This is a genomic window from Phenylobacterium deserti (assembly GCF_003254705.1).
Taxonomy (GTDB): Bacteria; Pseudomonadota; Alphaproteobacteria; order Caulobacterales; family Caulobacteraceae; genus Phenylobacterium; species Phenylobacterium deserti.
This window is the reverse complement of record NZ_QFYR01000001.1, coordinates 1,170,600-1,185,033: the sequence shown is the minus strand read 5'-3', so window position 1 is coordinate 1,185,033 and position 14,434 is coordinate 1,170,600. Positions and strand designations below refer to the sequence as shown.

The following is a 14,434-nucleotide window of genomic DNA, read 5'->3' as shown; positions in this document are numbered from 1 at the left end:
GCGAAAGCGGAAACCAGCACGACTTTCAATCTGCGACCTCCGGGGCAGCGGCGAGGGCCGCGGTGCGGACGGCGGCGCCGGACGTGGCGCGATGCTGATCAACGGCCCACAAAAGCCCCTGGATCTCAGCGCGGGGAATGGAGACACGCAGGTCCTTGCCGGCGGCCGGCTTGAACTTCAGCTCCCAAGCGCCGGCGCTGTCGGTGGCGGCTTCAGCGAGGCGCCGGAGATCGGCCTCCCCGATCTCGAAGGCGGCTGCTTCGAGACATTCCATGCCTGAGTCCCAGGCCTGGCAGTGGTCGCGGTTGTTCTCGATCTGAGTGAGCACGGCCGTTTGGGGCAGCCCGTCGGTCGCATAGCTGACTCGATCGTAGCCGCGGTGCGGGCCCGCGTAGTTGAAGGTCTGATGAACCTCGAAGCGCACCGCCCCTGTGGCCTTGTGCACGTGAGCCTTTAGGTGAGCATCGTTGAAGCGCGACTTGAAGAGACCCCGTGTGCTGGGCGCAACGCGCTCCGTGCTCAACACCACTTCCACTTCCAAGGGGTCGTTGATGGTGACTAGGTTGCTCTTGGCGCTCTCGAGCGTCAGCGTCGGGGCCGCCGCCGCCGGTATCGCCGTAACCAGACCCGCCGCCGCCATGCCGCACACCCAGACCCCGCTTTGGCGGGAGGTGACGATAGGCTTCATGGTGCCTTTCCTCCGTGCGCCACACGCAGGCGGCATGGCTCCAGATCGCAGATTGAGGTCCAGCTTTGCTGCTGCGTTTCGGCATTTGTGACAAACTGTGGCTGCGACAAGCGCTAGTGGGCGCAGGTCCTCGGACCTGCGAGGCCGTTCTGGGCTGCAGGTTGCGCGGTCTAGGGCGTCAGCAGCCATCCACTGCGTGAGACCCAATCAAACAGGGTCGCTGTGCGGCGCGATCGGTGGGAAGAGGCTCGGGCTGGCAGTCCCTAGGGGAGTCGAACCCCTCTCTTCAGGTTGAAAACCTGACGTCCTAACCGATAGACGAAGGGACCACGGCGCGAAGCGGCGGGCATAAACAGCTTCGCCGCCGTCGGCAAGCGCACAGCGCCGAAGCGTGCCCGGAAGCTGTGCAACGCTTGGCCGCGCGGGAGCTTTTTAGGTGAGCCGTGCTTTGCGCGGCGCAACTTCAGGAGACTTCATGCGCGCCATCATTTTCGCCCTGTCCGCCGCCTGCGCCCTGGCGCTGACCGCCTGCAGCGGACCCGCAGAAGACGCGGCTCACGAGCAGGCTAACGCCGTGGACGCGGCGGGCGAGCGCCAAGCGGACGCGCTGGAGCGGCAAGCCGCCTCGACCAGCAATGAAGCCGAAGAGAAGGCGCTGAACCGTCAGGCTGACGCGGTGGAGAATGCGGCCGACGGTCAGTCGGACGCCATGCACCGTCAGGTGGACAAGGACTTCTAGGCCAACGTGCGGTCTCGGCGGCGAGGTGTTCGCCGCCGAAGACAGCTCCGGCTCAGGAGACCGGCTTCAGGTGCAGGATCGGACGCGCCGTCTTGGGCGCAGCGCTGCTCAGCGCCGGGCGGCTCACCGCCGGCTTGGAGGTCTGCCGCAGGGGGCGGCGGACGATACGAGTAAAGGACATTTGCTTCTTTCGAGGGTCGCCGAGAGGCAGGCCGTCGTGGCGCGCCTTAGTCGGCGTCGGTGAGCGCCGTCTGCGGCTTGAATGCCGCCGTGCAGATAGCGTCCAGGTGCTTGCTGAGGTTCCGTGGCGCAAGCAGCGCATCGACTGCGCGGCAGCCCTCCGCCTTCAACTGCTGCTTCAGCAGCTTGAGATTGGGGACTTCGCCCGAGCGTGCGAGCTCATAGGCGCGTTCAATGGTCGAGGGGGCCGTGGTCGAGGACGTCACCGGATCAACAGGGGTTACTAGGGTTGGAGTTTAGGTCGGGGAGCGGCCGCTCGGAAGTGTGGGCGCGAACGCCCCTCCCGAGCGGCCTTGATCCTTAAGCCGCTTGCAGCTGGCCAGCGGACATCTTGCCGCTGCGCGCGTCGCGTTCGAGCTCGAAACCGAGCTTTTGGCCTTCATGGATCGAGCCGAGGCTGGAGCGTTCAACCGCCGAGATGTGCACGAACACGTCCGGGCCGCCGTTGTCGGGCTGGATGAAGCCGAAGCCCTTGGTGGCGTTGAACCACTTCACAGTACCAGTCGTCATAGTCGTCGTCTTTCAGATACGAGTATTCACGCGCCCAGGTTGGGCACGAAATCAAATTATCGATGAGGATCTTGGAAGGCTCGGGCCCGGATCAGAAGAACTAGGCGTGCGGAGCGACCGAACCAAAGCGAATTCGATGACGGCAGAATGACAGCAAACTCCGAGCAACGCCAGCAGAATCGTCGGGTGTGCGGCGTATAGACGTCAGCCCTGGTGTTTCACTCGGCGAAGACCTACATCGGGCGATGCAAACTTTTAGAGCCTACGTGCAGGACGCCGCCGGAACGATCACCTGGGCGGCGTGGATCGAAGCTGCGCACCAGGACGACGCGCAAGCCCGCGTCAACGCGATGTCGCCGCAGCCTGGGGCGGTGCTCGAGCTTTGGGCCCTGCACCGCGAGACCTTTGACGCCAGCCGGCTGGAGCCGGTCTAGAATAAGGGCGGCCGGACCTTGAGGTCGTCGGCCGCCCCCTTCTGCGTCAGCTCGTCGGGAAGCCCTTGTCCCGCAGATAAGCCTTCGGATCCGGATCACGACCGCGGAATGCGCGGTAGCCTTCGCGCGGGTCGACGGAGTTGCCGACACTCATGACGTTGTCGTGCAGGCGCTTGGCGACCGCTTTGTCGTAGAGCTTGCCCGGCGCTTCGCGGAAGGCTTCCACCGCGTCCAGCGCCATCACCTCCGACCACAGATAAGAATAGTAGCCGGCGCTGTAGCCGTCGGACGAGAAGATGTGGGCGAACTGCGGAGTGCGGTGCCGCATCGGTAACTCGTTCGGCATGCCCAGCTTTCCCAGTTCCACCCGCTCGAAGGCGTCCGGATCGATGTCTGCGTCGCCAGCCAAGTGCAGCTTCATGTCGGTAAGGGCGCTGGCCAGGTACTCGGTCACGTCGAAGCCCTGGCGGAAGGTCGAGGCCTTCTCGATCTTGTCCACCAGCGTCTGCGGGATCGGCTGGCCCGTCCGGTAGTGCAGCGCGAACTGGTTCAGCACCTGCGGGGTGCGCAGCCAGTGTTCGTTGATCTGCGAGGGAAATTCCACGTAGTCGCGGAACACCGCCGTGCCCGACAGGGACGGATAGGCCACCTGCGAATTCAGCCCGTGCAGGGCGTGGCCGAACTCGTGGAACATGGTCTCCGCATCGTCCCAGGAGATCAGCACCGGCTCGCCGGGCGCGCCCTTCACGAAGTTCGAGTTGTTGGACACGATCGTGGTGATCTTGCCGTTGAACGACTCCTGCCGGCGGTAGGCGTTCATCCAGGCGCCCGACCGCTTGCCTTCGCGGGCGTAGGGGTCGAAGTACCAAAGACCGATGTGCTCGGGCCCGCGCTTCACTTCCCAGACACGGACGTCCGGATGCTGGACGGGCACGTTGGTGACCGGAACGAAGCTGAAGCCGTAGAGCTGGCCCGCGGCCCAGAACATGCCCTCACGCAGCTTCTCCATCTGCATGTACGGCTTCACGTCGTTCAGATCGAGGTCGTAGCGGGCGGCCCGAACCTTCTCGGCATAGAAGCGGTAGTCCCAAGGCGCGATCTTGATCTTCGCCCCTTCCTTGTCCGCGATGGCCTGCATCTCGGCCACTTCTTCGCGCACCCGGGCGATCGCCGACGGCCAGACCCGCATCATCAGGTCCATGGTGGCTTCCGGCGTGTCGGCCATGGAGTTGTTCTGCAGGCGCCAGTGGGCGTGCGTCTTGAAGCCCAGAAGCTTGGCGCGCTCGGCCCGCAGCTTCAGGATCTTCTGGATGATCGCGTTGTTGTCGTAGGCGTCGCCGTTGTCGCCGCGGCTGTAGAAGGTCTTCCAGACCTCCTCGCGCAGGTCGCGCCGGCTCGAATAGGTGAGGAACGGGTCCACCGACGAGCGGGTGTTGGTGATGGCGTATTCGCCCGGCCGCTTCTTGTCGGCCGCCGCGCCCGCGGCGGCCGCCTTCACGTCGGCCGGCAGGCCCGCGAGGTCGGCCTCGTTGAGGAACAGGACGTACTCGTTCTCGTCATGCAGCAGGTTCTGGCTGAAGGCGGTGAACTGACCCGCCAGCTCCTTGTTGATCTGCGCCACGCGCGTCTTGGCCTCAGGCGACAGCTTGGCCCCTGCCCGCACGAAGCGGTTCCAGTGCAGCCAAACGAGACGCTTTTGAACCGGATCAAGCTTGAGCGCGTCACGCTGGCCGTAGATCGCATCGATGCGGCGGAACAGGGCCGCGTTCTGCAGGATGCGGTCGGAGTGCGCGGCCAGCTTCGGCTGCATTTCCTTCTCGACGGCCCGCACCTCCGCCGTGGAGAGCGTGCCGCCCCAGATCGAATAGATGGTTCCGACCCGCTCCAGCGCCTCGCCCGAGCGCTCCATGGCGGCGATGGTGTTCTCGAACGTTGGCGGCGCCGGGTTGTTGGCGATCGCCTCGATCTCGCGGATCTCCTCGGCCATGGCGGCTTCGAGGGCCGGCGCGAAGTCGGCCACCTTCACCTTGTCGAAGGCGGGCACGCCGCCGTACGGCCCGGTCCACTTGGCCAGCAGCGGATTAGGAGTTTGCGCCCCCGCGCTAAGGGGAAGCAGGGAAGCGGCCGCCGTAGCGGAGGAAGCGGCAAGGAAGGTGCGCCGGCGCATCGTGGCTCCAAGGTAGATTTCGATGAAACTTAGGGGCCGTCTTGCCTCACGTCACCTGAATGGGACGTAATGTTACATCTCTTCGCGCCCCGTTTTGCGGCGCAAGGCCTAGGCGGCCGCGGATCAGGGGGCTAACACCAGCGCATGGCCATTGGCGTGTTCGACTCCGGCGTGGGCGGCCTGACCGTCCACCACAGGCTCGTGGAGCGCTTCCCCGACGCCGACTTCATCTATCTGGCCGATCAGGCCAACGCGCCCTATGGCGGCCGGCCCGGCGAGGAGATCGTCGAGCTGACCAAGGCCGGTTGCGTGCGCCTGTTCGACCAAGGCTGCGACCTGGTGGTCCTGGCCTGCAACACCGCCTCGGCTATCGCCCTGCGCCGCCTGCAGCAGACCTGGCTGCCTGGTTACCGCCGCGAGACCGGCCGCAAGGTCAACGTCCTCGGCATCATCGTGCCCACCATCGAGGCGGCCACCGGCATGCCTTGGGAGCACGAGGCCGAGCGCCGGGGGGACAAGGTCGAGAAGCTCGACATCCTCGGCGTCTTCGCCACAGCCGGCACGGTGAGCAGCCGGGTCTATGAAATCGAGATCGACAAGCGCCGGCAGGACGTCGCCGTGTTCTCCGAGCCCTGCCCAGACCTGGTGCCGCTGATCGAGGGCGGCGCCGGTCCGGTGGAGCTGGCCAAGGCGGTCGAGGCGCACGTCGCCACCCTGTCAAAGCGCATCGGCCGCACGCCGGATCGTGCGATCCTCGGCTGCACCCACTACGAGATCATCGCCGACATCTTCCGCGCGGCCCTGCCGCCCGGGACGCCGCTGATCCATCAGCCGCAATCCACCGCCGACGCCCTGGCCCGCTACCTTGAGCGGCATCCGGACTACGTCGCGGGCGCCTCCGGCAAGCGGCGCTTCCTGACCACCGGCCAGCCGGGTCCGCAGAACGGCCTCGTCCAGACTTTCTGGGGCGGGCCCTTGAGCTTCGAAGCCGCCTAGATCCCGGCGTACCACTCGTAGCCGCGGTCTTCCCAGAATCCGCCCTTGCCGCCGCGGATCTGGTCGAAGCTCTCTACGGCCTCGATGCGCATGACGTACTTGGCGTGCTTGTAGCCAAGCTGCCGCTCGACCCTCAGGCGGACCGGCGCCCCGTGCTTCACCGGCAGGGGCTCTTCGTTCATGGCGTAGGCCAGGAGGGTCTGCGGGTGGTAGGCGTCGATCAGGTCGATGCTCTCATAGTAGCCGTCGCGCACCGGGTCCGGCCCCAGCGTGTCGGCGCAGTGGAACACCAGGTAGCGGGCGTTCGGCTTCAGCCCCGCGCGGTCGAGGATCGGCCCCAGGCTCGCCCCCGTCCACTTGCCGATGGAGGACCAGCCCTCCACGCAGTCGTGCCGCGTGATCTGGCTGCGGCCGGGCGCCGACCGTAGATCCGCAAGGCTCAAGGCCAGCGGCCGCTCCACAAGCCCGTCGACCACCAGCTTCCAGTCGGCGAAACCGTTCGCCTGGTGCTGCAGGTAGTCCGCATCCGCCACGCTGGTCGAGCCGTTGGCCCGAAAGTCCGGAGAGATGTCGGCGGGGCTGAACTCCCGCGCCAGCGCCTTGCGGTCGGTGGCGAGGCGTTGGACCCGGCGGGTCAGCCCTTCGGCGCTGGAGAGCACCGCCGTAGCCGCGGGGCTTTCGTTGACGCGGTCACAGGCGGACAGCCACAGGCCTGACAGGCCAAGCCCGGCCGCGCGGAGCCAGCCACGCCGGTTCAGGTCGCTCATTCCGCGGCCTCCTTCTCGGGCTCGATGGCGTACTTGCCGGTGATCATGCTGCGCAGGTTGTTCCAAGTTCCCGAGGCCACGACCATCGCCACGTGCACCAGGGTGAAGAGCACGATGAGCCCGGCCGAGATGAAATGGACGGTGCGAGCGGACTGTCGCCCGCCGAACAGCTCCACCAGCCACGGCGCCGCCGCGTTGAACCCCGGCGACATGGAAAGCCCCGTCAGCAGCATCAGCGGCAGCAGGAGCAGGACCATCGGCAGATAGCTCAGCTTCTGAAGCACATTGTAGACCCGCGCCTCCTCGCCCTTGGCGAAGCGGAACCGGGCGTGGTGGACCACCTCGCGCCAGAGGCTCTTGATCGCCAACTGCTGCCGCGTCGGGAACAGGTCCTCGCGGAAGTGACCGCTGAGCACCCCCCAGGCGAGGTACACCAATCCGTTGATCACAAAGAGCCAGGCGAAGAAGAAGTGCCACCGCCGGCCGCTCGCCAGGTCCCGGTAGCTCGGAATGGTCGCCCAGCTCGGGAAGCCGCGAACCTCGCCTTTCGAATAGCCGAGCACGCCCGTGGTGACGAACGCCTCACCGGCGACCACCGTCACGCCCACGGGCCGACCTCGCGCATCGGCTGCGCCCATCGTGATCCACGGCCGACTGAAAGTCGACTTGGCGCCCCAGTAGAGCGCCGGGTGCGCATTGAAGATTTGCAGCCCGCTCATCAAAAGCAGGCTGAGCGCAAGGACGTTGATCCAGTGCGTCACGCGCACCACCCCGCTGTGGCGCTTGTAGAGAACCTTGCTCCGCATCCAGCTCCCTTCCGCGACCGCGCGACCTTGGCACAGGCAAGTTACGACGGCGAGGGCGCGGCGGATGCGGAACGCTGGCTTCCGCCCAGCGCTTTTCCTGCCGTACCCAAGCAAGGAGGCGCACCCATGGCGGACGAACGCGAAGAAGGCACCACCGGCCAAACGGCCGACACCGACAAGGTCCAGACGGACGGCCGCCAGGCCAACGGGGCCCAGGCGCTCAACGCCGGCTCCGATAACGGCGGCGTAGAACGCTACCCTTCTGTCCGGCAGGATGATGCGGTGGAAGCAACCGGCCGTACGGAACAGGTGACTGGCGAGAGCCGCAGCTTCGATGCTTCGGCCGATGCGTCGACCCCGGAAGGTGAACAAGCGCCGCCCGACGCCAGCGTTCCTCCTTCCGCTAACGAAGGTCGGCTCGGGCCGGGCGCCGATCCGGTGGAAGGCGCACGCTAGCCGGCGCACCGTCGGGCGCCTAAGCTCCCCCGCCACAACGGGGGAGCCGCGCGCGTGAGTGAAGTCGAGTTGTGGAGAGGCGGCGTCGCAGCCTGGGAATGCGACGCCATGGGCCACCTGAACGTCGGCTTCTACGTCGCCAAGTCGATGGAGGCGCTGGTCGGCCTGGCGGCCGAGATCGGCATGCCGCACGCCTTTGCGCCGCACGCCGAGGCGACAATGCTGGTGCGCGACCAGCACATTCGTTTCCTCAAGGAGGCGAGACCCGGCGCGGCCCTGTCGATGACGGGCGGGGTTCTGGAGATGGGGCATACGGACGCCCGCCTGCTGATGATTCTGCGCCATGCGTCCGGCGAGGCGGCGGCCGTGTTCCAGACACAGGTCACGCACGCCACCGCACGCCAGGGATCAGCTTTCCCCTGGACCGCGTCCCAGCGACGGCGCGGCGAGGATCTCAAGGTCGAGTTGCTTGCCGAGCTTGCCCCCCGCAGCATCGACACCGGGCCGGTGGTCAGCCAGGCGAGCCTTGAGCGCGCCGACCAGCTCGGCCTCGTCCACACAGGTCTCGGCGCGGTACGGTCGGTGGACTGCGATGCATTCGGACGCATGCGACCCGAAGTTTTCATGGCCCGCATCTCGGATGGAATTGGCCATCTGATCACAGATCGGGGAGGGGAACCGGGACGGCGCATCGGAGGCGCGGCCTTGGAATACCGACTGCTGCACTTCGGCTGGCCGCGATCAGGCGACCGGGTCGCTCTGCGATCGGGCTACGCTGGAGGAGACGCCCGCTTTCGCCGGTTCGTCCACTGGTTGGTGGATCCCGTCACCGGCAAGGCGTGGGGCTCGGCGGAGGCGATCGCCGTCTCCTTCGATCTCGATACGCGCAAGATCGTCACCCTGACCGACGAGCAGCGCGCCGAAGTCGACCGCCGGATCACGCCAGGGCTGGCGCTCTAATCTCCGGCGGCGCGCCGCAGCTCGCGGCGCAACAACTGGGGATGCTCCATGGGGAGGAAGTGGCTCGCGCCAGGGACGGTGCGCAGTTCGATCCGTCCCGTTGTGGGCAGGTCGTCGCCGGTGATCTGCACGGTCGAGTGATGCTCGCCCCGCAAGACCAAGACCGGGCAGCCGGTGGCTGCGAACGCCGCAACCGGATCGTAGCGGTGCATCCGATAGCTCGCCGCTTCCCATTCCGGCGCGCAAGCCAGGCCCACGCCGCCGTCCGGCTGATCCACGAACCCGGCCTCGACATAGTCGGCCAGCTGCTCCTCGCTCCAGGTGCGGAAGGCGCCGCGGCCACGATAGGATTGCAGCGCCTCCTGGCGACTGGCGAACCACCGCCGTCGGCGCAGGGCTCCGTCCGAGAGCATCGATCCACCGCCGGCGCCGGGCTGGGCTTGGTGAATGCCCGGGAAGATCACCGGCTCGAACAGCAGCAACTCACGCACGCGATCCGGCTGGCTCGCGGCGGCCAGCAAGCTTGCGGTCGCGCCCATCGAGTGGCCGGCCAGCACGACCGGCCCGGATGTCTCCGCCTCCAGCACAGCCAACAAATCGTCCCGGAACACCGTCCAGCCCGGGTGCGCACCAGCTTCCGCCGGCAGGCGTGTGCGCCCTTGCCCCCTAAGGTCATAGGCGAGGATCCGAAGCTCTGAGCTCAGCGGCGCCAGGATCGAGCGGTAGGTCGCCGCGTTGAAGCCGTTGGCATGGCTGAACACCACATCGACCGGGCGGTCCCCTGGCCCGAACTCCAGGGCGGCGATCTCCCCGCCACGGCTCGGCAGGGCTATGGTCCGGGTGCGCGGCGCGATTGCAGGCTGATCCATCATTGTCCGGCCTTAGCGTCGCGGCGGGGACGGAGGAAGCCATGAGCCGCCTGACCACCATCGGCTACGAGAACGAAACCCAGGCTGCGGTCATTGAGCGCCTGAAGCAGGCCGGCGTGGAGGTCGTGGTGGATGTGCGCGCCGTGGCCGCGTCGCGGCGGGCTGGCTTTTCCAAGACCCTGCTGGCGGCCAGTCTGAACGAGGCAGGCATCGGCTACGTCCACCTGCGCCAGCTCGGAACGCCGAAGCCCGGCCGAGACGCCGCACGCAAGGGTCATGTGGCGGAGATGCGGGCCATCTTCGAAGATCATCTCGCCGAGCCCGGCGCGCAGCTGGAGCTGGCGAAGGCGGCTGAGATGGCGCGGGAGAAGACGATCGCCCTGCTCTGCTACGAAGCGGACGCCTGCGGCTGTCACCGGGCCATCGTCGCTGATCGCATCTGTGAGGCGATCGGCTGCGAGATCGAGAACCTTTAGGGCTTCAGACTTCCAGCTCGGCGGCGGTCATGTCGCAGCCGGCCACGCGCATGTGCGTCAGGTCCGCCTCAATGAAGCGCGCGCGCTGGGCGTTCGCGCCGCGCAGGTCGGCGTTGCGCAGGTTGGCTCGGGTGAAATCGGTCCGCACGAAGCGACCTTCGGAAATGCGCAGCGGGCCCATCTGGGCGCCCCGCAGGTCGGCGCGGGCGAGCTGGCAGTCGCTCATCCGCGCGCCGCGAAGGTCCGCATCCCTGAGATTGGCGCCTCGGAAATCACAGCCGGAGAGATCCGCGCCCTGCATCTGCACGCCTTGCAAGTCCATGCCGAAGAAGATGGAGCGCGGCGCGATCAGCGCGGTCAGCTTGCGTCCCTTCAGGTTCCGTAGCGGCCGGAAGTCGACCTCCGGCAGGTTCATGACCGCACCCTTGCGGCCGTCGGAGTCGCAGTAGAGCTCGTGCTCCGCCAGGATCTCGGAGAGGGGGCGGTCGTCCACATAGACGAGCGGCGGCGGGCCGCGCAGCACGTCCGTCAGGTCGGCGTCGTCCAGGCGCGTGTGCTCGAGGTTCACGCCGGCTAGGACCGTGCGCTTCAGCGAGGCGCCCGTAAGGTCCGCCCCCCCGAGATCTGCGCCTGAGAGGTCTGCGCCGTCCAGCACCGCCCGGGTAAGGCGCGCGCCGGCCAGCATGGCTCCGGCGAGCACCGCATCGGTGAAATCGCTGGCCGTCGCGACCGTGCCGCTCATCTGGGCTCCGGTCAGGTTGGCGCCCGAAAGGATGGCGTAGTTCAGCTCGCCGGGGCGATGCTCGTGCCGCAGCACGCGGAAACCGTCGAGCTTGTCCTGCAGGGCGATGCGCCCCTCCCGCAGGTCGCAGCCGGCCATCTCCGCGCAGGCAAGGTTGGCGCCCCGCAAGCAGGCGCCGCGCAGATCAGCGCGCTTGAGGTTCACCCGGCGCATGTCGGCTTCACGGAGGTCCGCGCCGAACAGGATGGCGCGCGACAGGTTCGCGCCGGCCAGCATGGCGCCGGTCAGCCGCGCGCCCGCCAGATCGGCTTCGCGCAGGTCAGCGCCTTCCAACGAACAGTTGGAGAGATCCGCATAGGTGAGGGACAGGCGCCGGCCGCCCGTCCTGCCGGCCAGGTAGCGCTGATGCGCGTCGACGGCCTCACGGATCGCCTGAGCGTCCATCGGAGCCGTATGGTGCTGTGGCAGTGGGGTGGACATCGCGCGCCTTGTTCCACCCCACACTGCGGCTCGGCGCTTAAGGAACGGTTTCGCCTAGAGCCAACCGCGCTTCCGGAACCACCAGAGCGGCACGACTGCCGCAATCACCATCAGGCCCAGGGCCACGGGATAGCCGAAACGCCAGTCCAGCTCGGGCATGTGGTGGAAGTTCATGCCCCAGATCGAGGCCAGCAGGGTCGGCGGCAGGAAGATCACCGCATAGACCGAGAACCACTTGATGATGCTGTTCTGCTCGATGTTGATCAGGCCGAGCGCCGCATCCAGCAGGAAGGCGATGTGCGTCGCTTGGTAAGCCGAGTGCTCGGTGAGCGACTGCACGTCGGCCTGCACGGTGCGCAGGTGCGCCTGGCATTCCGGATCGCCGGCGATCTCCTGGGCAAGGCCCGCGAAGGACAGCATTCGACCTAGGCTGACGAGAGTGTTGCGCGTGGTGGACGTCACCGACTGCGCGCGGGCCAGTTCGGTGAGCAGGGGCTGGAACCCGCCGCTGGTTTGCCGCTGCCGGAAAATGGTCGTCGAGGCGTTCTGAACGTGGGCCGCAGTGTCCTCGATGATGTCCGCCAGCCGTTCGACGATGGCGTCCAGCAGCCCCATAAGCGCCGCTGTCCCGCTGCCCACGTGGGCTGCAGGGGCCCGGTCAGCGAACACCGTGAACGCCCGCAGATCGTCATAGCGGATCGTCGCCAGCACGCTTTTGGTGAGCACGAAGGTGACCGGCGCGGGCGTCGGCCCCTCGTCGCTGCGGGCCAGCAGGGTGGCGGTCATGAAGGTCGCGCCGTTCTCCTGATAGAGCCGGCTGGACGGCTCGATGGCCGCCATTTCCTCACGCGTTGGGATATCGAGGCCAAGCGCCCGCTCCACCGCGAGCTCTTCCTCGCGGGTGGGGTTCTTGAGGTCGATCCAGATCGAACCTTCAGGCGGCGTCCAGCCGTCGAGCGGCGTGTGGCGCTCGCATTCGGCGGCGTCGCGCCGGAGGATGTTGAGCATCGAAACTCCGCAGAAGACGCCTTGCCGTGACGTCTTCCGCTGAAGCGGTCAAGCTGGCTGTTAGTTGCCGCCGGCCGAGTCGCCGCCGCGGGTGGCGGCCGAGATCAGAGCGCCGATACGGTCGGTGGAGTCAGCCACCTGGCTGAGGATCGAAAGCGCGCCGGCGCCCGGACGGACCGCGGCAGCCATCTGGTTGGCCGCGGACTGCGCCATGGTGATCGCGGTGTTCTCGGCGCGGGTGTAGCTCGTGGAGGCCAGCATCTTGGCCTTCGAGTCCTGATAGATGAAGCCGTAGGTCGCGTAGGTGGAGCCGCCGAGATCACGGCTCGGGTCGTACCAGACCTTCACCTGGCTCCAGTCGCCGTTCGGCGAGACGTCGACCAGGGTGACGTCCTTCTCGATCTTGCCGCGCGAGCCGCCGATCGGCGACCAGTTGGCGTGCGTGATCTGAACGATGCGGTCGGTCAGGACCTGGCTGACCACCGCCACGTGGCCAAGGCGCATCCGCTCGGTCGGCTTGAAACACAGAACTGCGCCGGCCTGCGGCTGGATGCCGGTCTCGTACTTGCCGATGGCCTGCTGCCACCAGGTGCGGGCGTCGCCGAAGATCTGAATCCCGGAGATCAGCCGCGCGAAAGGCACGCACTGCCAGTACGTGTCCGCATAAGCGCCCGCAGTGGGCGCGAGGCTCATGACGGCCGCGGCGGCCAGGGAACCCAGAAGGATCCTCGTCCGTTTAAGCATGCTGGAGCACTCCCCGACGCAACGTCGTAAGGGATAACCGTACGCCTCCTTGAGTGAAAAGAGGGTTTACGCGCCTGCGACCGCCGGTCGCCGGTCATCTCCACGAACCACGCCGCACATCGGTTGGCTATATGCTCGCGTCCCTGAAGTTGAACTCGCTGTATACCCGCGTGCTTCGTGCAAACTAAAGTCACGACGCGTTGCGGTGACGCTAGCACGGCCCGAAATAAGCTGGAGCTCGCGGCCTGATGTTCTTGACGTCTACTTCCTTGATCCCGGCGCAGATCACTCCTCACCCACCTGTAACGTTTTGAAACAAGACGTCGTCGGCCATTTTCGGCAAAGCGGCTAGAGCTCAGGCATGCGGTTCACAAAAACGCGAGCGGCGCGTGGCTTGTGGATGAAACTGTGGACGGCAGCGACGCCTTAGCTTTGGGCGACAAGTGCGTTAGGACGAAGCAGGCTTCAGGGAGAGCTGAGAGATGGGTGAAATTGCAGAGCTGCTGGTCAGTCCGGCGGCGTGGGCGGCGCTGATCACCCTCGTGGTGATGGAGGTCGTGCTCGGCATCGACAACCTGGTCTTCGTCTCGATCCTTTCCAACAAGCTGCCGGAAGCGCAGCGCAAGAAGGCGCGCCGCATCGGCATCGGCCTGGCCCTGGTCATGCGCCTGGTTCTTCTATCGACTCTCGCCTTCATCGTCGGCCTTGTGCAGCCGGTTCTGACGCTGCCCTTTCCGGTTCCCACGGACGCACAAGGCCACCCTGTCGTAGACCTGGCGTTCTCCTGGCGCGACCTGATCCTCCTGGCAGGCGGTCTGTTCCTGGTCTGGAAAGCCACCACCGAGATCCATCACACGGTGGACCCGGTTGGCGGTGACGACCTGCTCGACAAACGAACGGTCAAGCCCGTCAGCTTTAGCTCGGCCATCATCCAGATCATCCTGCTCGACCTGGTGTTCTCGATCGACTCCATCCTCACCGCCGTCGGCATGACCGAGCACCTGCCGATCATGGTGGTTGCGGTGGTGATCGCCGTCGGCCTGATGCTGGTGGCCGCGAACCCGCTGGCGGAGTTCATCAACAACAACCCCAGCGTGGTCATGCTGGCCCTCGGTTTCCTGCTGATGATCGGCGCGATGCTGATCGCCGATGCGTTCGGCGTGCACGTGCCCAAGGGCTACATCTACGCCGCCATGGCCTTCTCCGCCTTGGTGGAGGGCCTGAACATGGCTGCGCGGCGCGGAGCTCGGAAGAAGGGCGGCGGCGGCCACTGAGCCGCCTGGACGCCCTCACGATTGAAGCGGGGCCGCTGACGCCCTAGCCTTCGCAGGCAGGCGAATCAGCTGCGGCGT

General features: G+C 66.7%; 18 protein-coding genes and 1 tRNA gene. 7 read left to right on the top strand and 12 right to left on the bottom strand.

Annotation, left to right across the window (positions count from 1 at the left end; translation table 11 throughout):
- Positions 1-25 precede the first annotated feature (25 nt).
- On the bottom strand, positions 26-688 hold the full coding sequence (locus DJ018_RS05940) for a hypothetical protein (protein WP_111513931.1): 663 nt from the start codon (positions 686-688) through the stop codon (positions 26-28).
- Positions 689-942: 254 nt separating this feature from the next.
- A tRNA-Glu gene (locus DJ018_RS05935) sits at positions 943-1,017 on the bottom strand.
- Between the two features lie 146 nt (positions 1,018-1,163).
- Between DJ018_RS05935 and DJ018_RS05930 the strand changes: the two genes are divergently transcribed.
- Entirely contained in the window at positions 1,164-1,427 is a 264-nt protein-coding gene (locus DJ018_RS05930) for a hypothetical protein (protein WP_111513930.1), read from the top strand.
- A gap of 52 nt (positions 1,428-1,479) precedes the next feature.
- Here the strand turns inward: DJ018_RS05930 and DJ018_RS19530 are convergent, their stop codons facing one another.
- The 3 genes from DJ018_RS19530 to DJ018_RS05920 form a co-directional block, all read right to left on the bottom strand.
- Positions 1,480-1,608: a hypothetical protein gene (locus DJ018_RS19530; protein WP_276309810.1), complete on the bottom strand. Its 129-nt coding sequence runs from the start codon at positions 1,606-1,608 to the stop codon at positions 1,480-1,482.
- 46 nt (positions 1,609-1,654) lie between these two features.
- Positions 1,655-1,873, bottom strand: coding sequence for a hypothetical protein (locus DJ018_RS05925; protein ID WP_111513929.1), 219 nt, complete (start codon positions 1,871-1,873; stop codon positions 1,655-1,657).
- 94 nt (positions 1,874-1,967) lie between these two features.
- Positions 1,968-2,177, bottom strand: coding sequence for a cold-shock protein (locus DJ018_RS05920; RefSeq protein WP_111513928.1), 210 nt, complete (start codon positions 2,175-2,177; stop codon positions 1,968-1,970).
- Positions 2,178-2,422: 245 nt separating this feature from the next.
- Here DJ018_RS05920 and DJ018_RS18950 point away from each other — a divergent pair, with 245 nt between their 5' ends.
- A complete protein-coding gene (locus DJ018_RS18950; protein WP_133254226.1) occupies positions 2,423-2,611 on the top strand; it encodes a hypothetical protein in 189 nt (62 codons plus the stop codon).
- Positions 2,612-2,657: 46 nt separating this feature from the next.
- Here the strand turns inward: DJ018_RS18950 and DJ018_RS05915 are convergent, their stop codons facing one another.
- A complete protein-coding gene (locus DJ018_RS05915) occupies positions 2,658-4,778 on the bottom strand; it encodes a M3 family metallopeptidase (RefSeq protein WP_111513927.1) in 2,121 nt (706 codons plus the stop codon).
- 144 nt (positions 4,779-4,922) lie between these two features.
- Between DJ018_RS05915 and DJ018_RS05910 the strand changes: the two genes are divergently transcribed.
- Positions 4,923-5,774 (top strand): glutamate racemase, encoded by an 852-nt coding sequence (locus DJ018_RS05910; RefSeq protein WP_111513926.1) that lies wholly within the window; start codon positions 4,923-4,925, stop codon positions 5,772-5,774.
- Here DJ018_RS05910 and DJ018_RS05905 read toward each other — a convergent pair.
- Positions 5,771-6,541: a molybdopterin-binding protein gene (locus tag DJ018_RS05905; RefSeq protein ID WP_111513925.1), complete on the bottom strand. Its 771-nt coding sequence runs from the start codon at positions 6,539-6,541 to the stop codon at positions 5,771-5,773. The two genes, DJ018_RS05910 and DJ018_RS05905, sit on opposite strands and share 4 nt — an antisense overlap.
- Positions 6,538-7,347, bottom strand: a complete 810-nt coding sequence (locus DJ018_RS05900; protein ID WP_111513924.1) for a cytochrome b/b6 domain-containing protein — start codon at positions 7,345-7,347, stop codon at positions 6,538-6,540. The genes DJ018_RS05905 and DJ018_RS05900 overlap by 4 nt, the downstream gene beginning before the upstream one ends.
- Positions 7,348-7,473: 126 nt before the next feature.
- Between DJ018_RS05900 and DJ018_RS05895 the strand changes: the two genes are divergently transcribed.
- Together DJ018_RS05895 and DJ018_RS05890 are read left to right on the top strand one after the other, a co-directional pair.
- A complete protein-coding gene (locus DJ018_RS05895; RefSeq protein WP_111513923.1) occupies positions 7,474-7,803 on the top strand; it encodes a hypothetical protein in 330 nt (109 codons plus the stop codon).
- A gap of 54 nt (positions 7,804-7,857) precedes the next feature.
- Entirely contained in the window at positions 7,858-8,763 is a 906-nt protein-coding gene (locus DJ018_RS05890; protein WP_276309809.1) for a thioesterase family protein, read from the top strand.
- On the opposite strand, the gene DJ018_RS05885 is transcribed toward DJ018_RS05890, so the two are convergent.
- The gene (locus DJ018_RS05885) at positions 8,760-9,632 is read right to left on the bottom strand and encodes an alpha/beta fold hydrolase (protein WP_240609460.1); all 873 of its coding nucleotides are present in this window, start codon (positions 9,630-9,632) and stop codon (positions 8,760-8,762) included. The genes DJ018_RS05890 and DJ018_RS05885 overlap by 4 nt on opposite strands.
- 41 nt (positions 9,633-9,673) lie before the next feature.
- Here DJ018_RS05885 and DJ018_RS05880 point away from each other — a divergent pair, with 41 nt between their 5' ends.
- Positions 9,674-10,108, top strand: coding sequence for a DUF488 domain-containing protein (locus DJ018_RS05880; protein ID WP_111513920.1), 435 nt, complete (start codon positions 9,674-9,676; stop codon positions 10,106-10,108).
- A 4-nt stretch (positions 10,109-10,112) separates the two neighbouring features.
- Here the strand turns inward: DJ018_RS05880 and DJ018_RS05875 are convergent, their stop codons facing one another.
- The 3 genes from DJ018_RS05875 to DJ018_RS05865 are packed head-to-tail and all read right to left on the bottom strand — an operon-like array spanning position 10,113 to position 13,082.
- Positions 10,113-11,330 carry a pentapeptide repeat-containing protein gene (locus DJ018_RS05875; protein WP_111513919.1) on the bottom strand — a complete coding sequence of 406 codons (1,218 nt, stop codon included), beginning with the start codon at positions 11,328-11,330 and terminating at the stop codon, positions 10,113-10,115.
- A gap of 54 nt (positions 11,331-11,384) precedes the next feature.
- The gene (locus tag DJ018_RS05870) at positions 11,385-12,338 is read right to left on the bottom strand and encodes a magnesium transporter CorA family protein (RefSeq protein WP_111513918.1); all 954 of its coding nucleotides are present in this window, start codon (positions 12,336-12,338) and stop codon (positions 11,385-11,387) included.
- Between the two features lie 60 nt (positions 12,339-12,398).
- Positions 12,399-13,082, bottom strand: a complete 684-nt coding sequence (locus tag DJ018_RS05865) for a CHAP domain-containing protein (RefSeq protein ID WP_111513917.1) — start codon at positions 13,080-13,082, stop codon at positions 12,399-12,401.
- A gap of 482 nt (positions 13,083-13,564) precedes the next feature.
- On the opposite strand from DJ018_RS05865, the gene DJ018_RS05860 reads away from it, so the two are divergent.
- Positions 13,565-14,356: a TerC family protein gene (locus DJ018_RS05860; RefSeq protein ID WP_111513916.1), complete on the top strand. Its 792-nt coding sequence runs from the start codon at positions 13,565-13,567 to the stop codon at positions 14,354-14,356.
- Positions 14,357-14,434: the final 78 nt, after the last annotated feature.